At 65.3% G+C, this 21,136-nt stretch carries 20 protein-coding genes; 3 read left to right on the top strand and 17 right to left on the bottom strand.

What is annotated here, in order from left to right; all coding sequences use genetic code 11:
* Positions 1 to 58: 58 nt before the first annotated feature.
* Positions 59 to 1,093 (bottom strand): methyl-accepting chemotaxis protein, encoded by a 1,035-nt coding sequence (locus tag ABC728_RS20770; RefSeq protein WP_445376482.1) that lies wholly within the window; start codon positions 1,091 to 1,093, stop codon positions 59 to 61.
* A 703-nt stretch (positions 1,094 to 1,796) separates the two neighbouring features.
* Between ABC728_RS20770 and ABC728_RS20765 the strand changes: the two genes are divergently transcribed.
* Both ABC728_RS20765 and ABC728_RS20760 read left to right on the top strand, forming a co-directional pair.
* A complete protein-coding gene (locus ABC728_RS20765) occupies positions 1,797 to 2,117 on the top strand; it encodes a helix-turn-helix domain-containing protein (protein ID WP_416617519.1) in 321 nt (106 codons plus the stop codon).
* Positions 2,118 to 2,183: 66 nt separating this feature from the next.
* Positions 2,184 to 3,629 (top strand): calcium-binding protein, encoded by a 1,446-nt coding sequence (locus tag ABC728_RS20760; protein ID WP_416617637.1) that lies wholly within the window; start codon positions 2,184 to 2,186, stop codon positions 3,627 to 3,629.
* 21 nt (positions 3,630 to 3,650) lie between these two features.
* Here ABC728_RS20760 and ABC728_RS20755 read toward each other — a convergent pair whose 3' ends face one another.
* Positions 3,651 to 4,094, bottom strand: coding sequence for a MerR family transcriptional regulator (locus tag ABC728_RS20755; RefSeq protein WP_416617520.1), 444 nt, complete (start codon positions 4,092 to 4,094; stop codon positions 3,651 to 3,653).
* Between the two features lie 121 nt (positions 4,095 to 4,215).
* Here ABC728_RS20755 and ABC728_RS20750 point away from each other — a divergent pair, with 121 nt between their 5' ends.
* Positions 4,216 to 6,378: a heavy metal translocating P-type ATPase gene (locus ABC728_RS20750; RefSeq protein ID WP_416617521.1), complete on the top strand. Its 2,163-nt coding sequence runs from the start codon at positions 4,216 to 4,218 to the stop codon at positions 6,376 to 6,378.
* An 85-nt stretch (positions 6,379 to 6,463) separates the two neighbouring features.
* Here ABC728_RS20750 and lpxB read toward each other — a convergent pair whose 3' ends face one another.
* The 15 genes from lpxB to rpsB all read right to left on the bottom strand — a co-directional run bounded on the left by lpxB (position 6,464) and on the right by rpsB (position 21,087).
* Complete coding sequence (lpxB, locus tag ABC728_RS20745) at positions 6,464 to 7,654, bottom strand: lipid-A-disaccharide synthase (RefSeq protein WP_416617522.1); 1,191 nt, start codon at positions 7,652 to 7,654, stop codon at positions 6,464 to 6,466.
* Positions 7,651 to 8,475, bottom strand: a complete 825-nt coding sequence (locus tag ABC728_RS20740; RefSeq protein ID WP_416617523.1) for an LpxI family protein — start codon at positions 8,473 to 8,475, stop codon at positions 7,651 to 7,653. Before ABC728_RS20740 ends, lpxB begins: the two co-directional genes overlap by 4 nt.
* A gap of 6 nt (positions 8,476 to 8,481) precedes the next feature.
* Positions 8,482 to 9,270, bottom strand: coding sequence for an acyl-ACP--UDP-N-acetylglucosamine O-acyltransferase (gene lpxA, locus ABC728_RS20735; RefSeq protein WP_416617524.1), 789 nt, complete (start codon positions 9,268 to 9,270; stop codon positions 8,482 to 8,484).
* Between the two features lie 103 nt (positions 9,271 to 9,373).
* The gene (gene fabZ, locus ABC728_RS20730; protein WP_416617525.1) at positions 9,374 to 9,847 is read right to left on the bottom strand and encodes a 3-hydroxyacyl-ACP dehydratase FabZ; all 474 of its coding nucleotides are present in this window, start codon (positions 9,845 to 9,847) and stop codon (positions 9,374 to 9,376) included.
* Entirely contained in the window at positions 9,825 to 10,874 is a 1,050-nt protein-coding gene (lpxD, locus tag ABC728_RS20725; protein ID WP_416617526.1) for a UDP-3-O-(3-hydroxymyristoyl)glucosamine N-acyltransferase, read from the bottom strand. Before lpxD ends, fabZ begins: the two co-directional genes overlap by 23 nt.
* A gap of 75 nt (positions 10,875 to 10,949) precedes the next feature.
* Positions 10,950 to 11,576, bottom strand: a complete 627-nt coding sequence (locus ABC728_RS20720) for an OmpH family outer membrane protein (RefSeq protein WP_416617527.1) — start codon at positions 11,574 to 11,576, stop codon at positions 10,950 to 10,952.
* Between the two features lie 13 nt (positions 11,577 to 11,589).
* The gene (bamA, locus tag ABC728_RS20715; RefSeq protein WP_416617528.1) at positions 11,590 to 13,923 is read right to left on the bottom strand and encodes an outer membrane protein assembly factor BamA; all 2,334 of its coding nucleotides are present in this window, start codon (positions 13,921 to 13,923) and stop codon (positions 11,590 to 11,592) included.
* Between the two features lie 17 nt (positions 13,924 to 13,940).
* Positions 13,941 to 15,095, bottom strand: coding sequence for an RIP metalloprotease RseP (gene rseP, locus ABC728_RS20710; RefSeq protein WP_416617529.1), 1,155 nt, complete (start codon positions 15,093 to 15,095; stop codon positions 13,941 to 13,943).
* 40 nt (positions 15,096 to 15,135) lie between these two features.
* Positions 15,136 to 16,332 (bottom strand): 1-deoxy-D-xylulose-5-phosphate reductoisomerase, encoded by a 1,197-nt coding sequence (locus ABC728_RS20705; protein WP_416617530.1) that lies wholly within the window; start codon positions 16,330 to 16,332, stop codon positions 15,136 to 15,138.
* The gene (locus ABC728_RS20700; RefSeq protein WP_416617531.1) at positions 16,314 to 17,114 is read right to left on the bottom strand and encodes a phosphatidate cytidylyltransferase; all 801 of its coding nucleotides are present in this window, start codon (positions 17,112 to 17,114) and stop codon (positions 16,314 to 16,316) included. The genes ABC728_RS20705 and ABC728_RS20700 overlap by 19 nt, the downstream gene beginning before the upstream one ends.
* Entirely contained in the window at positions 17,077 to 17,817 is a 741-nt protein-coding gene (locus tag ABC728_RS20695; RefSeq protein ID WP_416617532.1) for an isoprenyl transferase, read from the bottom strand. Before ABC728_RS20695 ends, ABC728_RS20700 begins: the two co-directional genes overlap by 38 nt.
* Before the next feature lie 34 nt (positions 17,818 to 17,851).
* Positions 17,852 to 18,412: a ribosome recycling factor gene (frr, locus tag ABC728_RS20690; RefSeq protein ID WP_416617533.1), complete on the bottom strand. Its 561-nt coding sequence runs from the start codon at positions 18,410 to 18,412 to the stop codon at positions 17,852 to 17,854.
* Between the two features lies 1 nt (position 18,413).
* Positions 18,414 to 19,082: a UMP kinase gene (gene pyrH / locus ABC728_RS20685; RefSeq protein ID WP_445376659.1), complete on the bottom strand. Its 669-nt coding sequence runs from the start codon at positions 19,080 to 19,082 to the stop codon at positions 18,414 to 18,416.
* Between the two features lie 172 nt (positions 19,083 to 19,254).
* Positions 19,255 to 20,178 carry a translation elongation factor Ts gene (tsf, locus tag ABC728_RS20680; protein WP_416617535.1) on the bottom strand — a complete coding sequence of 308 codons (924 nt, stop codon included), beginning with the start codon at positions 20,176 to 20,178 and terminating at the stop codon, positions 19,255 to 19,257.
* Between the two features lie 135 nt (positions 20,179 to 20,313).
* Positions 20,314 to 21,087, bottom strand: coding sequence for a 30S ribosomal protein S2 (gene rpsB / locus ABC728_RS20675; protein WP_416617536.1), 774 nt, complete (start codon positions 21,085 to 21,087; stop codon positions 20,314 to 20,316).
* Between the last annotated feature and the right edge of the window lie 49 nt (positions 21,088 to 21,136).

Here is a 21,136-nt window from a genome sequence, read left to right as displayed (position 1 = left end):
ATGCCGGCACCCCATAACGCATCATCGAACCTGCCCCGGAGCGCCCCTGCCCCGTGGTTCAATGCGCTGTTTCGCCCCCCGTCTGGACGATCACGCCATACCAGCCCAGACCGCGATAGGTTTCATAGCCCGGCGTCAGGGCAAAACCGACCAGCCGACCGAACTTGTCCACGTAATGCCCCATGGCCTTGCCATGGGTTTCCAGCGGGAAGGTTTCCGACAATTGCCCGCGGCCGTCGGAAGAGGAGATGATACGCCCGGCGGCATCGACAAGCAGGCACCGCGTTCGCCCCTCCTCGCTGCGATCCAGACGCACGCCGGAGGTCACGGCGCGGGCCTGCGGTTCCCAGTCGAAGAAGATGCCCATGGCGCCGATGATCTCGCCATCCACAGCACCATCGCGGCGCACCGCCGTGGAATAGGTGGCAACGGTGCGCCCATCCAGCGTGGGGTTGGCGGTGATGTCCACCACTGTGAAATCGGACCCGTCACGGGTGCTCAGCGCCTGACGGAACCAGGATTCGTTGGCCACATTCGTGCCAATGGCATTGGGGAAGCGCCGCGGCCGGCCGGTGGCCACCACCCGGCCCTGACGGTCGGCGACCCACAGATCCAGATAGACCGTGTAGCTGTCCAGGATCACGCCGAGGCGGGAAGAGGCGAAGGCCGACGCTTCAGTACCGGGCTGGGCGACGCAATCGACCACGGCCTTGTCCGTCGCCCACCAGCGCACATCGCAGGAGCGCTCATACAGATTGCGGTCGATGATTTCGATCATGTTGAGCGCCAGATCAGCCAGACGCTGGCCGCGAAAGCGAACCATCAAATCTTCACCGACCGTCGCCATACGGTCGACCAGTTGCCCAATTTCTGTGCGAAGCTCGCTGGCGACGACACTGACCTGCCGGGAGATGGAGTTCACCTCGTTCGCCACGACGGCGAACCCCCGCCCCGCGTCGCCGGCCCGACCGGCTTCGATCAAGGCATTGAAAGCCAGCATCTTGGTCGTCCGGTTGATGTCCTCAATCGCGGAAACCTTCTGGCTCGCCACATCCAGCACATTACGGGTGAGATCGATCAAGCTGTTATCCATGGGGGCGGCCTCTTGTTGCGCTGCACTCGCATTTCCGCAAAGCAAAAAGCGTGCCCTTTCACCGGAGAAACTTAAACCATTGATGAAAAATGAAAGTTAAATTACGCAACTGCGATACAAAAATTTTCATGCCCGCTTTTTAAGCATTTCGGCTCTCAGCGCATAGGTCATGGGCTGTTGCATTCGAAACAATGTGCAGAATCTGGGCTTAATTTAGCAAAAATATAATCAAAATTGAAACTTCTGCCGCAGATCTACGGCCTCCCTGCCCAGCCGACAGGACAGCTCTCAAGTTCTATGAGGGGCGATGTCGCAAGCCGGGGAGGAAACCCGGAAAAGGCGATGGCGGAACGGCCGGATTCCAAGGGGCGATAGGAAGCCGGCCATTCCGCCATCCAACGACCCCGGCTTGGGGTATCGGAGCCGTTGGCGCCTTAGACCGTCGACGCTGATGGGGTTAAGCGACGACGGGATCTCGGTTTAAACGTCCGTGAATGGCCATGTGGCCATTCACGGACGTTTTGTCCGGCACCGGAAACAGGGGCGACGTTCCGGCGCCGAACGATGTACAGTAATCCTGAAATATGAACTTCATGTCAAGCGATTTCATAATGAGCAATCCTGAACTTTTCCACCTTGCCCCCTGGCCCTCGCCTGTGTCACCCTGCCCACCGGTCATGTGTGGAGATGGATGATGCCCGCAGTGGCGAGCCCCCGCGGGAAACCGCGTGGCGAGGAAAGCGAGAAGACGAAGCTGACGCGGCAGATGCGGCGGGAGGCCGGAAAATGGCTGGCCAGCAAGCGTGAGCAGGCGGGCATGACCCAGGCGCAGGTTGCCGAGCATGTCGGTTACCGCTATTACACCTTCGTTTCCCAGGTCGAAGGCGGCCATGGGCGCGTACCGTCCGAACATTTCGAGCTTTGGGCACAGGCCATCGGCGTCCCGCCGCAGGATTTCACCCGTAAGCTCCTCAGCTATTACGAGCCGGAAATCCACCGGCTGCTTTTTCCCGGTGATTGTTGATATCGCGCATCTGCGTGGCTTGGGGCCAGCGCGGATGCCGGAGCAAGGAGGGGGCACTTGGGCGACGTGCTGCGGTTCATCCGGGCCGTGACGCAGACCGGCCACTGGACAAACCAGGAGAAGGCGGAGCTTTTCCGCCTGACAGAGGGGCTGGCCGCTCATGACAGCGGAGTGGAGACGGCGTCGGGCATTTCCGACAGCGGTGATCCCTGGTTCATCATCTATTGCGCCGAGACGGGTGACGTGCTGGTGCATGTGGCGCGCATTGCCGGCCGCTTCGTGGTGCATGACCTGTCGGGCGACCTGCTGATCGAAGGCGATGACCTGCGCGGGCTGATCAGCCGCGCCGCCGGCCGGCAGGCCGTGGAGGATGCGCATGGCGGATACGGCAACGTCGTCGTGCTGGCTGCCCTGGCGCTCGTCGTCGATTTCTTCCTCAACACCGAACGGGCCGTGGCCGCCGCACCGGACCATGAACAGCCTGCCGCATTACCCCTTCCGTCCGCCGATCCGCTTCTACTGTTCACGGATGATGATGCGTCCCCGGCCATCGGCGGACAGCCTGACCGCGCACCGGATCGCGGTGGCACGCATGGTCACTGGGCCCTGCCGGTCCTGGGCGAAGGCCTGATCAACACAGGCGATGATCGCCATGCCGTGCCGCCGGCTTCCACTCTCACCGTCCGGGAAAATCCGGGCGACCTGCCGTCCATACTGCTGCCCGACACGGATCCGGCGCTGCCCGCAACCGATCCGGAACGGCCACCGACGGGCGGGCTTGTCCTGCTGGCCGGTGACGAGGGGGCGACGCTGGTCGGTGGTGACGGGCATGATCTGCTGGTCGGCGGGGATGGTGACGACCTGCTGATCGGTGGTCATGGCAATGACACGCTGATCGGCGGCAGCGGCAGCGATACGCTGATCGGCGGCGAAGGCGACGACACGATCTTCGTTGCTGCCGGCGACGTCGCCACGGGCGGTCCTGGCAGCGACCGTTTCCTGATCATGGACAGTCTGGTCGACCAGTGGGTCCAGCAGAAGGTTCAGGGTGCGGCCATCAACCTGTCGCAGAACGTCACCGATTTCCGCTTTGCCGATGGCGACGAGTTGCTGTTCACCGCCCAACGCTGGCATGTGACCCTGCGCCTGACCGATGGTTCCTATGAGCGGACCTTCGGCCCCAACGGCCTGTCCGATCTCGTGGGGCCCGGCGCCGCCGACAAGGTGGCATCCATCCTGGATGCGGAAGGCCGCCGGTCCGACAAGGATGGCTGGGACGGTGACAGCCTGGCCAGCCTGCTGCCATCGGGACAGGCACCGGCCGATGATCTGGATATCGCGGGGGGCGTGGATATCGAAATCGACGCCGACAATGACGGTCAGATCGACACCATCGTCACCGTTCGCCCCCGGCAGGATGTTCCACCGGCGCACGAGCCACCGCCCGATCCGGACAACAGTGTCAGCCTGACCGGGATCAGCGATCCGGTCGATACCGGCTATTGGGGCTGACCGCGCGCCCGGCACCCGCGATCATGTGAATTCCGACTGGTCTGGACCGTCATGATCCGGGTGCTGGCAAAGCGCGTGATGGCCCAGCACCTCGATCACCCGACAATCCGCGATGGTGCCATGGGCACAGTGCGCGACCATGCGCTCCAGTTCCGCCTCCAGCGCCCGCAGCCGGCCGATGCGGGCCCGCACGGCTGCAAGCTGCGTGCGGGCAATGGCATCGGCCGCGGCACAGGACTGGTCGGGCCGGTCCGACAGGCTCAGCAGACTGCGGATGGCATCCAGCGGAAAGCCCAGCTCGCGGGCATGGCGGATGAAGGTCAGCCGCTCCAGCACCTTGCCTTCATAGAGCCGCTGATTGCCCGTGCTGCGTTCCGGCGGGGTCAACAGGCCGATCTGCTCATAGTAACGGATGGTCGGCACCTTTACGCCGGCCGCCGCCGCAAGCTTCCCGATCGTCAGCATCAAATTTCCCCTTGAACCTATAGCCGCTGGAGACATTAGGCTTTTCAGCGGATAAGGACAACGCCCCCGGGCGGGCAGGAGATTTGGAATGAAAGCGGGGACGAAAGCAGCCCAAGGCACCATGCGCTCACATGAATGGGCCCTTTCCGGCATGGATTGCGGCTCCTGCGCCACCAGGATCCGCGACGCGCTGGGGCAAATGCCCGGTGTCACGGGGGTGGACGTGGCGTTGATGGCGGAGCGGCTGCGCCTGACCCTGGAGGCCGGCCGAACGACACCGGCGGAAGTGGAGGCGGTGGTGCGCGCGCTGGGCTATGGCATCACCGCGCGTCCGAGGGACGCAGGATCGCAGCCCGACAGCCACGACCCGCAGGGACATGCAGGTCACGTTCATGATGACCCGGCCGGCCGGGCCCTGCCCTGGTCCCGCACGGGCAAGGGCAGGCTGGTCATCTTCACAGGCCTGTTGCTGGCCGCTGCATGGGCGGTGGAGATACTGGGTTCGTCCACGACCGGCAGATGGGCCTTCACGATTGCATGCCTGTTGGGGCTGGCGCCCGTCACCCGGCGCGCGCTTGCCGCCCTTCGCCGCGGGCAGCCCTTCACCATCGAAAGCCTGATGAGCGTCGCCGCCATCGGTGCCCTGTTCATCGATGCCGCGGAGGAAGCGGCCCTGGTGGTATTCCTGTTTGCCGTGGGCGAGGTACTGGAAGGGGTTGCGGCCGGCAAGGCCCGCGATGGCATCCGGGCCCTGACCCGACTGGTGCCCCGCACCGCCCTTTTGCAGGAAGCCGGCGTGGTGCGGGAAGTGCCGGCCGAAACACTGGCCGTCGGCCAGACCGTGCTGGTCCGCCCCGGCGACCGCATCCCCGCCGACGGCGAGATCATCCAAGGCACATCCGGCATCGATGAAAGCCCCGTCACGGGGGAAAGCGTACCGCGCAGCCGAGGGCCGGGCGACGACGTCTTCGCCGGCTCCATCAATACGGAAGCCGCCTTGCAGGTGAGGGTTTCGAGGATGGCGGCAGACAACACGATCGCCCGCATCATCCGGCTGGTGGAAGAGGCGGAAGAGGCCCGCGCGCCCACGGAACGCTTCATCGACCGGTTCAGTCGCGGGTACATGCCCGCCATCGTGATGCTGGCCGCCCTGGTCGTGCTTGTGCCGCCGCTGGCCTTCGCCCAGCCCTGGGATATCTGGGTCTATCGCGGACTGGCCCTGCTACTGATCGGCTGTCCCTGCGCCCTGGTGATCTCCGTCCCCGCTTCCATCGCCGCCACGCTGTCCACCGGCGCGCGGCACGGCCTCCTGATGAAGGGGGGTGCCGTGGTGGAGGCCGCAGCCAGTATCGGCCAGGTCGCCTTCGACAAGACCGGCACCCTGACGCATGGCCGCCCACAGGTGACCGATATCGTGCCGCTGACCGGCGCCACCGAGTCGCAGGCATTGGCCGTGGCCGCCGCGGTGGAGGCCGGGTCCAGCCACCCGCTGGCCCAGGCCATCCTGCGGAAGGCGCAGGATGCAGATACACCCGTGCTGAATGGGCAGGAGGCCCGGGCCATTGCCGGCAGGGGCGTTGAGGCCGTTGTGGAGGGTGAGCGCGCCTGGGTCGCCAGTCCCCGACATGCCGCCGAGGCCGGCGCACTGGACGATGACGGTCGCACCCGTGCCGCAGCGCTGGAAGCGGAGGGCAAGACAGTGGCTGTCGTCTTCCGCGCGGGACGGGGTCTGGGCCTGATCGCCCTGCGCGACGAGCCGCGCGCCGACGCGGCCGAGGCCGTGCGCCAATTGAAGGCGCTGGGCATCGGTGCCACGATCCTGACGGGGGACAATCCCCGCACAGCCGCCGCCATCGCCGGCGGAATGGGTATGGAATACCGGGCCGAGATGCTGCCCGGCGACAAATTGCAGGCCATCCGGGAGATGGGTGGCACCCGCGGCATCATGATGATCGGCGACGGCATCAATGATGCGCCGGCCCTGCGTCAGGCAAGCGTCGGCGTCGCCATGGGATCGGGCACGGATGTGGCGCTTGAAACCGCCGATGCCGCCATCCTGCGCAACCGGGTGACCGATGTTCCCGCGCTGATCCGGCTGTCCCGCGCCGCGATGACCAATATCCGGCAGAATGTCGCCCTGGCGCTGGGGTTGAAAGCCATTTTCCTGGCCACCTCCATCCTGGGGTTGACGGGGCTGTGGATTGCCATCCTGGCCGACACGGGCGCCACGGTGCTGGTCACGCTGAACGCCCTGCGCCTACTGGGCCACGATCCAGACCGGTAGATGTATGCTCCTTGAAGATAGTTGCTTGGCTACGCCGCACCAGCGATGACGCCCCCGACCCGTTCCTTTTTTTCAGGCCGGACCGTTATTTCCCACCGGACAGGCCTGGTGCCCCGGCACCGGCAATCACACGCAACACCGCGTCGGCGGCCCGCTGGCTGGGGGTTTGCGAACCGTCCTGACCCAGCCAGCGGGCCACCTGCGCCACGCCATCCACCTGCTCGCGCCGCGCCGCCGGGTCGGACAACAGCCTGTCCACCGCCACCGCCAGCTTCTCCGGCGTGCAATCCTGCTGCAGCCGTTCGGGCACCAGCATGCGATCCAGCATGATGTTGACCAGATTGGCGTATTTCACGCGGATCAGCCGCCGGTAGAGATAGAAGGTCAGCGGATGGATGCGATAGGCGATGACGGCAGGCAGTCGGGCCAGCGCCAGTTCCAGCGCCACGGTACCGCTGGCGGCCAAAGCCACCCGGCTGGCGGCCATGGCGTCGTATTTCTCCTCATCCCCCTGGACGACCAGCGACGGCACCGGCCACTGCGCCGCCGCGGCCGTGACGGCGGCGGCAACCTTGCCCAAGGTGGGGATGACGACATGCAGGCCGGGATGGCGCTGTTTCAGGATAGCCAGCGTCGCCGCGAAATCGGGCAGCAGCAGCCTGACCTCGCTGCGCCGGCTGCCGGGCAGCACGCACAGCAACGGCACGTCCGGCGCAATGCCGTGACGGGCGCGGAAGGCGGGGCCGTCCCCGCGTTCCACCCCCGCCTCAACGATGGAATGACCGACAAAGGTAGCCGGCAGGCCCACCGCCTCGAAGTAAGGCGGCTCGAACGGCAGCAGCACCAGCAGGTGATCCAGAAAGGCCGCAATCTTGCGTGCCCGGCCAGGCCGCCAGGCCCAGACGGTGGGGGCGACATAATGGATCAGCCTGATCCCTTTATCGGCGCGCCGCACCTTCTTCAGGACACGGAAACAGAAATCCGGTGCATCGATGGTCACAACGGCGTCGGGCTTCGATGACAGGATCGCCGCCGCCGTCTGATCGATGCGGCGGATCAGGCCGGGCAGCCTCGGCAGCAACTCCGCCAGGCCCATCAGTGTCAGTTCCTCCATCGGGAACAGACTGTCCAGCCCCTCGGCCATCATGCGTTCCCCGCCGATGCCGGCAAAGCGGACCTGCCCGCCCGTCGCCTGTTTCAGCGCCGCCATCAGCCGGGCGCCCAGCACATCGCCCGATGGCTCCCCCGCGATCAGGAAGATGAAGGGTGCGGTCATGGACCGGCCTCCACCCCCGCCACCCACAACCCCGCCATGTCGGCAGCGGCCAGGGCGGCTGGCCGGCCCGGGAACAAGGTGCCGCCAGCCTCTGCCGCGATGCCGGAAAATCCGCCGGCGATGGCGGCGGCCACCGTGTCCGGCCCGATGGTGGGCAGGTCCAGCCGGCGATCCTGGCCGGGCTTGGCACATTTGACCAGAACAGGGCCGGTCCCCGCCCGCTTCAGCCCGGCGCAGCGGGCGATCAGGGCGTCGGTCCCTTCGATCGCCTCCACCCCCAGCACCAGCCCCCCCTGGATGACGACCGCTTGCCCCACATCCATGGCACCCAGGGCGCGGGCCACGATCAGCCCGTGGGCGATGTCCGCATGGCCGGCGGCATCGGGTGCCACGCGGGTCAGGACACCCGCCGGGGTCAGCAGGTCAGCGACAAGCCCCTGGATGCCCATCACCTGGAAACCTTCCTCCTCCAGCAGTGCCGCGATGGCCCGCAGCAGGCCGTCATCGCCCAACGCCTTCAGGCCAAGACGCGCAAAGAATTGTGCAGCCCGCCAGTCGGGACGCAGGTCGGTCAGCGATGGCCGCCGCACACCACCCGCCATGACGATATGGGTCACCCCTTCCGCCCGCAGACGGTCCAGGATGGCGCCGGCCGCTCCCATGCGGGACATCATGTGCGGCATGTCGGGTGTCAGCCAGGCCTCTGCCCCCTGCCCTTCCAGCGCGACCACGAAGTAGGGCCGGCGTCCCTGGCGGCAGCTTTCCACCACCTGCCGCGGCAGGTCGCCGCCGCCGGCGATGATGCCCAGCCGTTCGGCCATCACTGGTCAGCGCGGCAGGGTCAGGGCGCGGGAACCCCGGTCGGACAGAAAGGACAGGATGTCGGCCACGGATGCCATGCCGGCATATTCATCGGCCACCAGGGCCTGGCGGCTGGCAAGGTCGCCCTCCCCCTCGAACAATTTTCGGAAGGCGCCGCGCACGGCGTGCATATCTTCCCGCGAGAAGCCGCGGCGCTGCATGCCCACCAGGTTCAGGCCGGCAAGCCAGGCGCGGTCGCCCTTCACCAGGCCATAGGGGATGACATCCGCCTCCACGCCCGACATGCCGCCGATCATGGCATGGGCACCGATGCGCACGAACTGGTGAACGGCTGACAGCCCGCCCAGCACGGCATGGTCGCCCACCACCACATGCCCGCCCAGCGTGGCATTGTTGGCGAAGATGACATTGTCGCCGACGATGCAGTCATGGCCGATATGGACGCCGACCATGAACAGCCCGCCATCGCCCACGCGCGTCACCATGCCCCCACCCTCGGTGCCGGTATTCATGGTGACATGCTCGCGAATACGGTTGTTGCGGCCGATGATCAGCTCGGAAGGCTCGCCCTTGTATTTCAGATCCTGCGGCGCATGGCCCAGCGAGGCAAAGGGCCAGACGGTCGTGCCTTCGCCGATGGTGGTCCGTCCATCGATGACGACATGACTGATCAGGCGCACATAATCGCCCAGCACCACGTCAGGCCCCACTACGCAGAAGGGGCCGACCTCCACGCCGGCACCCAGCCGCGCCCCCGGATAGACCACGGCACTGGGATGGATATTCGCGCTCATGGCCGGAACCTCGATCAGTTTGATGTGGAAAGGGGCGGTTGCCCGCCCCCTCACTGCCTAACAAAGGCGTTTGACAAAATTGCGTCCGGCCAACGCGGCCGGATCAGCCTTCCATGACGATCATGGCCGTATATGTGGCCTCGGCATGCAGATTTCCATCCACCCAGGCTTCGCCGCGGAACTTCCAGACATTGCGGCGATTCTGCACCTTCTGGACCTTGATGTGAATCTGGTCGCCGGGGCCGATGGGCCGGCGAAACTTCGCCTCCTCGATCCCCATGAAATACACCAGACGGCCTTCTGCCTCCTGTCCCAGGGTCTGCATGACCAGGATGGCCGAGGTCTGGGCCATGGCTTCCACGATCATGACGCCGGGAAACACCGGCTTCTGCGGGAAATGACCGGTGAATTGCGGCTCGTTCATCGTCACGTTCTTGATGCCGGTGCAGCTTTCACCGGGGACGATATCCTTCACCCTGTCGACCAGCAGCAACGGATAGCGATGCGGGATCAATTCCATGATCCGCATGATATCAAGTTCCTTCACTTCGGCCTTACTCGTTTCCGTCGTGCTCATCGCCCCGTCCACTTCTACCCCTCGCCAGTCGCGCCATCATCGCCACCTGCCGAAAATACTGCCGCTTGGGCTGTGCCGGCGTACCGAGCACCTCCGTCATGGGCGGCACATCCCGCATGACGCCGCTCTGCGCTGCGATCCGGGCACCGGCCCCGATGGTCAGATGGCCGGCAACCCCCGCCTGCGCCGCCAGAACGGCGTGATGGTCGAATCTGGTGCTTCCCGAAATACCCGACTGGGCCACGATGACGCACCCAGTCCCGAGCGTGACGTTGTGCCCGATCTGGACCAGATTATCAATCATGCAGCCCCGCCCGATCACGGTATCGGGCCCGGCACCCCGGTCGATTGTCACATTCGCCCCGACCTCCACATCATCATCGATGATGACGCGGCCAAGCTGGGGCACGCGCACATGGCCCGCAACATCCATGGCGAAACCGAACCCGTCCTGACCGATACGGGCACCGGGATAGATGACGACGCGGTCACCCACCAGGCAATGCGACAGCGACGCACAGGCCCCGATGACACTATCCGCCCCGACCCGCACATTGCGACCGATAACGGCATTGGCGGCAATGCGGCTGCGCGGCCCGATCTCCGCACCTGCCTCCACAACGGCGCCGGCCGCCACCTCCACCCCCTCGCCCAGCCGGGCGGTGGGGTCGATATGGGCGGCGGGCGACACGGCCCCTGAGGCGACGGGCAACGGATAGAAGGCCTGCGCGCACAGCGCGTAGGCGCGATAGGGCTTCGGCGACAGCAGCAGGGCCATACCGGCCGGCGCCCGATCGGCCAGCGACGGATGCACCACACAGGCGCCGGCCTTGCTGGCCCGGAAGGCCTCCACGTACTTTCGATTGTCCAGGAAGCCCAACTGCCCCGGCCCTGCCTGATCCAGCGGCGCCACATCGGACAATAGCAGGTCCGGATCGGCTCCCGACGCCACCTCGGCTCCCGACCGGGAAGCCAGTTCGGCCAGGGTGAAGGGGCCGGCACGGTCGAAGAAGCGGGGATCGGCCATGGGGAAATCCTTCATATTGGAATACTGGCACCGCGAACAGCGCCCGGATGGCAACCCTGCCCGCAGCGGCGCCGGTTACGGTGCCGGCAGCGTGACCGTCACCTGGGGCAGGCGGTTGTTCAGCCTGTCCAGCACCTCATCCGTCAGGTCGGTGGCCTTGCCTGACTGATAGACGATGAACTGACGGGAAATGACCAATGTCGCCCCCGACTCTCCGGCCACCTCGGCGATCACCTGATCCAGCGTGTTGATCACATTGTTGCGGGCCTGGTTGAAGGCGATGTCCAGCCGCCGGGTGCGTTCCTGCAGGGCGCGGCCGGTGGCCGAGACCTGGGTTTCGAACTCCGTGCGCTTGCGGTCGAACTCCTCCACCGACACGGTCTGTCGCAGGCGGGCAAGTTCCTGTTCCGCCTGTCGCAAATCCTCCTGCTGCCGGCCAACATCACGCTGAAGCAGATCCTTCTGCACATCCAACTGCTGCTGGATGTTCTGCATGGCCGTGGCCTGCTGAAGGATGGACGGAATGTCCACCACGGCCACCTGGGCATAGGGCAGTCCACGGCGGGCCGGTGCGGGGCTGGTGGCAGATACCGCCTGCTGCGGTTCCGCCGCCACCTGCGCCATGGCCGGAGCCGGAAAGACGGACAGCCCGGCCACAAGGGCCAGGCTGCCAGGCAAGGGGGACAGGCGGCGGCGCTTCAAGGCCCCGCCCCCGTCAGAACCGGGTGCCGAAGCTGAACTTCAGCGTCTCGGTCTGGTCATAAGGCTCCTTGGCGATCGGGTAGGCCAGATCCAGGCGGATCGGACCGAACGGCGACTTCCAGGACACGCCCACGCCGGCGGACATGCGGATCTTGGCGCTGTCATAGAACACGTCGCCTTCGCCCGGCTTCTCCTTGGCCGCCGTCAGGGTGCCGGCATCGTAGAAGGCATGAGCCTTCACGCCCAACTCGTCCGGCAGGCCCAGCTTGGTGGTCAGTTCCAGGCTCGCACGGCTGAAGATCGTGCCGCCGAGCGCATCGCTGTAGCGCGTATCGTTGATGTTGGGCACGTTGCGGGGGCCGATACCGCCGATCTCGAAGCCGCGCAGCGTGTCGCCGCCGATGAAGAAGCGGTCGTTGATGCGCAGGTCCTTGCCCATGCCCCAGATATAGCCGGCCTCCGTCGTCAGACCCAGAACCACCTCCTCGAACGGCTCCCAATACTGGCCGCCCGTGATGCGGTTGCGCAGATAGCGGGTATCACCGCCGACACCGGCGAATTCGACCGACCACAGGAAGTAATAGCCCGATGTCGGCTCGATGCGGCTGTCGCGGTCGTCATACAGCAACTGGCTTTCCACCGACGACGTGATGGTCGAGCCCATCTGGTCCTGCAGGAAACGGGAGGACCCGAAATAAATATTGTCGATCTTGTTGTGAACCAGCGAGTAGCTGATACGCTGACGCAGCTTTTCCGACAGCGGGAAACCGGCGCGCAGCACCATGCCGGTGCTTTCCAGATCATAGGAGATGGTATCGCGGTTATCGCGCACCACGCGGAACAGATCGACACCGGCCGCCAGGTCGCGGTCCAGGAAGTACGGCTCCGTGTAGCCCAGATCGACCTCGAAGCTGCGCGAGGACAGCAGGGTCGACAGGCGCAGGTCCTGGCCCGTCCCCATCAGGTTGCGCTGACGGATGGAGAAGTCCAGCAGCGCGCCGTCGGTGGAGGAATAGCCGGCACCCAACTGGATTTCACCTGTGGGCTGCTCCTCCACCTCCAGCGTGATGACGGACTGATCGCGGCTGCTGCCCTCGGCCGTCTTGATCTCGACGCCCGATTGCAGGAAATAGCCCAGATCCTTCACGCGCTGTTCGGAGCGCCGCACCTTGGAGATGCTGAACGGATCGCCTTCCACCAGCAGCATCTCACGGCGGATCACCTTGTCCAGCGTGGAGTAATTGCCGATGATGTCGATGCGCTCCACGAAGACGCGCGGACTTTCCTTCAACTCGAACACCAGATCGATGGTCTGGTCTTCCTGGTTGCGCTGCAACAGCGGGTCGATCTCGACGAACGCATATTGCAGGTCGCCCAGACGGTTGGTCAGCGCCGTGATGCTCTCTTCGATCTTGTCGCCATTGTACCATTCCCCGGCATAGGCGGTCAGCGCGCTGTAAAGCGGCTCGACATCCACGTCGGGAATGTCGGAAACGATCTCGATCTTGCCGAAGCGGTAGCGCTTGCCTTCATCCACCGTGATGGTGATGAAGAAATCCTCCCGATCGGGGGTCAGTTCCGCGACGGCCGTCAGAACCTTGAAATCGGCATAGCCGTTGCGCAGGTAATGCCGGCGGATCTGCTCCTGGTCATAGCGCAGGCGCTCGGGATCGTAATTGTCGTTCGAGGACAGGAACCGCCACCAGCGCGACTCCTTCGTGATCATGATGTCGCGCAGGTCGCTGTCGTCGAACACGTTGTTATTGACGAAATTGATCGCCTGCACGCCCGTCATCTGGCCTTCTTCGATCTCGAAGATCAGGTCGACGCGGTTCTGCTCAAGCTGGACGATCTTCGGCTCGATGCGCGCAGCGAAGCGGCCCTTGCGGCGGTAAAGCTCCTGGATGCGCTCCATATCGTTCTGCACGCGGGTCCGCGTGTAGACGGTACGGGGGCGAAGCTGCACCTCCGGGGCGATATCCTCCGTCTTGATACGGCGGTTCCCCTCGAACGCGATGCGGTTGATGATGGGGTTTTCCACCACCGCGATCAGCATCACGCCACCGTCGCGCCGGATCGACACGTCGGCGAACAGGCCGGTCGCAAACAGCGACTTCAGCGACTGATCGATCTTGTCCGGATCGAAATTGTCGCCCACCTGCACGGTGAGATAGGAACGGACCGTCGTCGGCTCGATACGCTGCGAGCCTTCGACACGGATTTCGCGAATGATGCCGCCATCAAACGCCTCCTGGGCCATGGCGCCGGTTGACAGCGCGATGGTGGATGTAGCGGTGGTGCCGCCCAGCAGCAGGCACAGCGCCGCGAACCTGGAAACCGAGACCAACTGTTCCCCCGAAAAGGCTATGACAGGACACCCTTGAAGAAGTCGACGACACGTAGCTGCACAAGGTCATTCCACGTGGCGAAAACCATCAAGGTCAATACCAAAGCCAGACCGACCCGGAAACCATATTCCTGGGCCCTCTCGCCAAGCGGCCGTCCGCGAACGGCCTCCACTGCGTAATACAGCAAATGTCCCCCGTCCAGCATCGGAATAGGGAACAGGTTGATCAGGCCGAGATTGATGGAAAGCACGGCCACGAACCAGATCATGGTCACGAAGCCCGTCTGGGCGACCTGACCCGACATCTGGGCGATGCGGATGGGCCCGCCCAGCTCGTTCGTGCTGCGTACACCCATCACCATCTGCCAGACGGCGTCCAGGGTGCCTTCCGTCAACCGGACCGTCTCCTTGCAGGCTTCCCACAGGGCCGTCAGCGGCGTCTGGCGGCGATATTCATCATTTCCACGCAGCACACCCAGCCGGCCTATCGTGTGGATATTGCCGAACCGGTCCTCCATCTGCTCCGCCCGCGGGGTCACGGTCAGTTCCAGCCGGTCCGAACGGTCCGGATTGGCGGGATCCGGCCGGTCCACCACCATCTGCACGGTGTGCCCCGGATTCATGACGATGACGCCCAGCACATCCTCGAACCGCGGCGTGCTGCGGCCGTCCATGGAGACGATACGGTCGCCCGGCTTCATCCCGGCATCCGCCGCCGCCCCTTCGGGAAGCACTTCCCGGATAATGGGCGGGGTATAGGGCTGGCCATAGATCATGAACATGAAGGCCAGCGCCAGGATGGCGAACAGGAAATTGGCGGCCGGCCCGGCCGCCACGATGGCCATGCGCTGGCCGACCCGCTTGTGGTGAAAGGATACGGCGCGTTCCGACGCCTCTATCTGCGCCACCTGGGCGGAAGGCGTGCTGGCGGCACCGGCGTCGCCGAACATCTTCACATAGCCGCCCAGCGGGATCAGGCTGAACTTCCAGCGCGTGCCACTACTGTCGGTGCGGCCGAAAACCTCCGGCCCGAACCCGATGGAAAAGACCTCGACCCGGACGCCGTTGCGGCGGGCCACCAGGAAATGTCCCATCTCGTGCACGAAGACCAGCACGGTCAGCACGACGAGGAACATGACCCCGTAATTCCAGACGAAGCCCAAGACTTCCATCAAAGCGCCTCCAGGGGCACCGGCACCCAAATCCACCGGCTCAATTTGCGCGACCTAAAACCGCAATTTCGGCAAAGGCGTGGCAACGTGCCTCCGCATCCGCCGCTTCCACCGCCGCCAGAGACCCCGGCGGGGTATGCGGCAGGACGGACAGGCACTTTTCCACCACCCGCGGGATGTCCAGAAAGCGAAGCTCTCCGGCCAGGAAGGCGGCCACGGCCACCTCGTTCGCGGCATTCAGGATTGTAGGGGCCGCCCCCCCGCTTTGCAAGGCGCGTCGGGCCAGTCCCAGGGCCGGGAATCGGGCCATGTCGGGCGACTCGAAGGTCAGCGTGGCCGCCCGTGCCAGATCCAGCCTGTCCCCCGGCGTGGCGATACGGTCCGGCCAGGCCAGCGCCACGGCGATGGGCGTGCGCATGTCGGGCGTGCCCAGTTGGGCCAGCACCGAACCATCGACATATTCGACCAGGGAATGGATCACCGATTGCGGATGGACCAGCACATCGATCCGGTCCTCCGGCATCGCGAAGAGATGGTGGGCCTCGATCAATTCCAGCCCCTTGTTCATCATGCTGGCACTGTCGACGCTGATCTTGGCACCCATGGACCAGTTGGGATGCGCACAGGCTTGCGCCGGCGTCACGTCCCGCATCGCCTCTCGCGTCCAGGTACGGAAGGGTCCGCCCGAAGCGGTCAGCACCAGCCGGGAAATCCGGTCGCGCCGCGCCTCGTCGAACACCTGAAATATGGCACTATGCTCGCTGTCGACCGGCAACAGCGTGGCGCCATGGCGCCGGACGGACTGCATCACAAGGTCGCCGGCACAGACCAGCACTTCCTTGTTGGCAAGCGCGATGGTCGCCCCGCGCTCCACCGCCGCCAGGGTCGGGGCCAGGCCGGCCGCGCCGACGATGGCCGCCATCACCCAATCGGCCGCGGGACGGCTGGCAGCCTCCACCACGGCCGCGGCACCGGCCGCCACCTCGATCCCCGTCCCGGCCAGGGCGTCCTTCAGGTCGGCATAACAGGCATCGTCGGCCGCTACAGCCAGAGCCGGGCGCAGCAGGCGGGCCTGCTCGGCCAGCCGGGCCACATTGCGGCCGGCGACCAGCGCCTCCACCTGGAAACGGTCGGGATATGCTGCCAGCAATTCGACCGTGTTGGTTCCCACCGACCCGGTGCTGCCCAGCACGGTCACGCGGCGGGTTTCCTGCGGCGTCACCAAAATCGCACCCACTCCCCGGCCACCAGCTCGAACAAGGCATAAAGCGGGGCTGCGAACAGCAGCCCGTCGATACGGTCCAGGATGCCGCCATGGCCGGGGATCAGGTTGGAACTGTCCTTCACGCCCACGCGGCGCTTCATGAAACTCTCGAAAAGGTCGCCGGCCTGCCCCGCCACGGCCAGCACCGCGCCGATGCCGGCATAGGCGGCGATCGCCAAGGCGTTCACATGGTGCGGCACATCCGTGGCGGCCGGCGGCACCAGCCAGCCGGGCAGCCAGTCCCCGCTCTGCGCGGCACCGAACAATGCGCCCAGGCCGGCAGCGGCAGCCATGCCGCCGATCAGACCGGCCCATGTCTTCTTGGGGCTGATGCGCGGCGCCAGCTTGGGCCCGCCGATGGACCGGCCGGCGGCATAGGCACCGATATCGGTGGCCCAGATGGCCAGCACCAGGAAAAGGAACAAGGCCAGCCCATAGGGGCCGCTTTCCAGCCGCAGCCAGTACATCGAAACGAACGGCACGATGACATAGACGGGAGCGAAGAGGATCAGGCCGGGCGTGCGGCCGGCCGCGGGGGCGACAAGCCGGACCGTTTCCCACGCCGACAGGCCGGCGAGCGCCAGCAGCAGCAGCTGGAACGGCACCCCGCCCCACCAGACGGCGGCCAGCACCGGGGGTGCCAGCACCAGGGCGGAGATGACGCGCAGCGTCAGGTTCGACCGTGGCGGGCGGGGGGGCGGCATATCGGTCACGGGATCATCGACTTCCGACCGTGGCGCCGAAACGCCGGTCACGCCGGTGATATTCCTGGATAGACGCCTCCAGGTCGCGCTTGGTGAAATCGGGCCAAAGCGTATCCACGAACACGAGTTCGGCATAGGCCAGTTGCCAGAGCAGGAAATTGCTGATGCGCTTTTCCCCGCTGGTGCGGATCATCAGGTCCGGGTCGGGAATGTCGGGAGCGGTCGAAAGCTGGCCGGCGAAACTGTCGGCCGTGATGTCGCCCGGGGTCAGTTCCCCCCGCTCCACGGCCTGCGCCAGCCGGCGGGCGGCATCGACCAGTTCCTGGCGCCCGCCATAGGACAGGGCCAGGACCAGCGTCATGTCGGTATTCCCGGCCGTCACCGCCTCGGAATGGTCGATCAGCGCCTGGATGTCGGCGGAAAGACGGGCGCGCTCCCCGATGACACGCAGACGGATGCCGTTCTTGTGCAGCTTGGCGATCTCCCCCCGCAGATAGAAGCGCAGAAGCTGCATCAGGGTCGAGACCTCGTCGTCCGGACGACTCCAGTTCTCCGTGGAGAAACTGTAGAGCGTCAGGTAGCGCACGCCCATCTCGCGCGCGCCTTCGATCACCTGACGGACGGCGTCCACGCCCTTCTTGTGGCCGGCCGTCCGTGGCAGGCCGCGTGCCGTCGCCCAGCGTCCATTGCCATCCATGATGATGGCGATGTGCGTGGGCGGCGGGGTATAGGCGGGTGTTTCGGGGCCCGGCATGGCTGGCAGGTCCTTAATCCTTCGTCGGGACGGATCAGACCTGCAGGATTTCCTTTTCCTTCGTGGCCAGCGCCTCATCAACCTTCTTGATATGGGCGTCGGTCACGGCCTGGACCTTGTCGGACCATGTCTTCTGCTCATCCTCGGAAAGCTCGCCATCCTTCTGCAGCTTCTTCAGGACGTCCATGCCATCGCGGCGCACATTGCGCACGGCGACACGGGTCTGTTCCGCATATTTGGCGGCGACCTTGGACAGTTCCTTGCGGCGCTCCGAATTCAACTCTGGAATCGGCACGCGGATGGTCGACCCCTCCGTCTGCGGGTTGAGGCCCAGCCCGCTGTCCCGGATCGCCTTTTCCACGGCCTTCACCGTGGAACGGTCGAAAACCTGCACGTTGATGAGGCGGGGCTCCGGCACGGAGATATTGGCCACCTGATTCAGCGGCACGGTCGTCCCATAGGCCTCGACGGTCACCGGCTCCAGCAGGTTGGCGGAAGCGCGGCCCGTGCGCAGACCCGCGAATTCCTTGCGGAGCGTTTCCAATGCGCCGGCCATGCGACGCTCGATATCCTTGATCAGATCGGGAGCGGCCACCTTATGCCTCTTCGGTTATGATGGTGAATTTACCCTGCCCGGCCATCACTTCGGCGAAGCCGCCGTCCTTCTGGATGGAGAAGACAAGGATGGGAATCTTGTTTTCGCGGGCAAGCGAAATCGCCGAAGCATCCATGACCTGGAGGTCGCGCGACAGCACGTCCAGATAGGTCAGACGGTCGTAGCGGATGGCGTCCTTCACCTTCTTGGGGTCGGCGCTGTAGACGCCATCCACCTTGGTGGCCTTCAGCATCGCATCGCAGCCCATTTCGGAGGCGCGGAGTGCGGCGGCCGTGTCGGTGGTGAAGAACGGGTTGCCCGTGCCGGCGGCGAAGATCACCACGCGGCCTTTTTCCATGTGGCGCTCGGCGCGGCGGCGGATATAGGGCTCACACACGCTGTCCATGGGGATGGCCGACTGCACGCGGGTTTCCACGCCGGCCTTTTCCAGGGCGTTCTGCACGGCCAGCGCGTTCATCACGGTGGCCAGCATGCCCATGTAATCCGCGGTGGCGCGCTCCATGCCGGAAGCAGCACCGGAAATGCCACGGAAGATGTTGCCGCCGCCGATCACGGCGCAGACCTCGATTCCCATATCGATGACGGACTTGATCTCATTCGCCATCCGGCTGACGACGTTGGGATCGATCCCGTATTCCCGCTCCCCCATAAGGGCTTCGCCTGAGAGTTTCAGAAGAACGCGCTTGTAACGGGCCTCGGGCACGGGCTTGTCCTTTCGATTGGTCCGATCCGCAAAGGGCGGCCGGGACCGGCCGAAACCGGTCCCAACTCCTCACTGGCAAACAAAGCCGGCGCGTCACCAGCACCGGCTCCGTCCCGCCTCAGCCGGCCATCTTGGCGACTTCGGCGGCGAAATCGGCCTGTTCCTTCTCGATGCCTTCGCCCAGGGCGAAGCGCACGAAGCCGGTCAGGGCCACCGGGGCGCCAGCGGTCTTGGCGGCATTCTCCACGACCTTGCGGATCTTGGTCTCGCCGTCGATGACATAGAGCTGCTCCAGCAGCACCACTTCCTCATAATACTTGCGGATGCGGCCTTCGACCATCTTCTCGATGATGTTCTCCGGCTTGCCGCTCACCCGGGCCTGCTCGACCAGCACGGCACGCTCGCGGTCCAGGTTGGCGGTGGAGACGTCGCCGACGTCCAGCGCCTCGGGACGGGCGGCGGCGACATGCATGGCGATCTGCTTGCCCAGATCGGCCAGCACGGCCTTGTCACCGGTCGATTCCAGGGCGACCAGCACGCCAATCTTGCCCAGCCCCGGAACCAGGGCGGAGTGGACGTAGGAGGCCACGACGCCGTCATTCACCGTCAGACGGGCGACGCGGCGCAGGCTCATGTTCTCGCCGATGGTGGCGACCAGGCTGGTCAGCTCATCGGTGACATTGCGGCCGGTGCCCGGATAGTCAGTGGCCTTCAGCGACTCCAGATCGCCATTGCCGTCCAGCGCAAGCTTGGTGACGGTGGACACGGCGGCCTGGAAAGCCTCGTTGCGGGCAACGAAGTCGGTCTCGGCATTCAGCTCGACGGCGGCGCCGGCCAGGCCATTGGTGGCAACGCCAACCAGGCCTTCGGCGGCCACGCGGCCAGCCTTCTTGGCGGCGGCGGCAAGACCCTTCTTGCGCAGCCAGTCGATCGCGGCTTCCAGGTCGCCGCCCGTCTCGGTCAGCGCCTTCTTGCAATCCATCATGCCAGCGCCGGACTTCTCGCGCAGGTCCTTCACGAGCGCAGCGGTGATCTCGGCCATTTTCGCCTCTCTATCGTCGGAATGTGACGGGTCAGGATAAATCTTGCTGGGGCCGGCGCAAACGGCCAACCCCGGACAGCACAACGGCCGGACCGCACCCGGACAGGGTCGCGGCCCGGCCGTCGCACATCAAACTCAGGCCTCGGCCGGGGCTTCTTCCGGCACGACCTCGACGGGGGCCTCTTCCTGGCTGCCGATATCGATGCCGGCGGCCGACATCTCGGCCTGCAGGCCGTCCAGCACGGCGCCGCTCAGCAGCTCGCAATAGGTCTCGATGGCGCGCAGCGCGTCATCGTTGCCCGGAACCGGGAAGGTGATGCCATCGGGATCGGAGTTGCTGTCCAGGATGGCAACGACCGGGATGCCCAGCTTGTTGGCTTCCTGGATGGCCAGGCTTTCCTTGTTGGTGTCGATGATCACCAGCAGGTCGGGCAGGCCGCCCATGTCACGGATACCGCCCAGCGCGCGCTCCAGCTTGTCGCGGTCGCGCGTCATGTTCAGCAGTTCCTTCTTGGTGCGGCCGGAGCCCTCACCCACGGAAAGCTGCTCGTCCATGTCCTTCAGGCGGCGGATCGACTGGGAGATGGTCTTCCAGTTGGTCAGCATGCCGCCGAGCCAGCGATGGTTCACATAATACTGGCCGCAGCGCTTCGCCGCCTCGGCCACCTTTTCCTGGGCGGCGCGCTTGGTGCCGACGAACAGGACGCGGCCGCCGCCGGCGACAACGTCACGCACGGCCTGCATGGAGCGGTGCAGCAGCGGAACGGTCTGTTCCAGGTCGATGATATGCACGCCGTTGCGCGCACCGAAGATGTAGGTCGACATCTTCGGGTTCCAGCGACGGGTGTGGTGACCGAAATGGACACCAGCTTCCAGAAGCTGGCGCATGGTGAAAGTGGGCATAGCCATAGGAAAACGTCCTTTTCCGGTTTGTCCTCCGTGGGCGACGTCGCCCTGG

Source organism: Niveispirillum fermenti (assembly GCF_052474395.1).
This window is presented reverse-complemented; position numbering and strand designations above follow the sequence as displayed.

Coding starts and splice junctions, on each gene's coding strand:
- ABC728_RS20770 (WP_445376482.1), bottom strand. CDS start 1,093: ATGGATAACAGCTTGATCGATCTCACCCGTAATGTGCTGGATGTGGCG.
- ABC728_RS20755 (WP_416617520.1), bottom strand. CDS start 4,094: ATGCTGACGATCGGGAAGCTTGCGGCGGCGGCCGGCGTAAAGGTGCCG.
- ABC728_RS20750 (WP_416617521.1), top strand. CDS start 4,216: ATGCGCTCACATGAATGGGCCCTTTCCGGCATGGATTGCGGCTCCTGC.
- lpxB (WP_416617522.1), bottom strand. CDS start 7,654: ATGACCGCACCCTTCATCTTCCTGATCGCGGGGGAGCCATCGGGCGAT.
- ABC728_RS20740 (WP_416617523.1), bottom strand. CDS start 8,475: ATGGCCGAACGGCTGGGCATCATCGCCGGCGGCGGCGACCTGCCGCGG.
- lpxA (WP_416617524.1), bottom strand. CDS start 9,270: ATGAGCGCGAATATCCATCCCAGTGCCGTGGTCTATCCGGGGGCGCGG.
- fabZ (WP_416617525.1), bottom strand. CDS start 9,847: ATGAGCACGACGGAAACGAGTAAGGCCGAAGTGAAGGAACTTGATATC.
- lpxD (WP_416617526.1), bottom strand. CDS start 10,874: ATGGCCGATCCCCGCTTCTTCGACCGTGCCGGCCCCTTCACCCTGGCC.
- rseP (WP_416617529.1), bottom strand. CDS start 15,095: ATGGAAGTCTTGGGCTTCGTCTGGAATTACGGGGTCATGTTCCTCGTC.
- ABC728_RS20695 (WP_416617532.1), bottom strand. CDS start 17,817: ATGCCGGGCCCCGAAACACCCGCCTATACCCCGCCGCCCACGCACATC.
- pyrH (WP_445376659.1), bottom strand. CDS start 19,082: ATGGGGGAGCGGGAATACGGGATCGATCCCAACGTCGTCAGCCGGATG.
- tsf (WP_416617535.1), bottom strand. CDS start 20,178: ATGGCCGAGATCACCGCTGCGCTCGTGAAGGACCTGCGCGAGAAGTCC.
- rpsB (WP_416617536.1), bottom strand. CDS start 21,087: ATGGCTATGCCCACTTTCACCATGCGCCAGCTTCTGGAAGCTGGTGTC.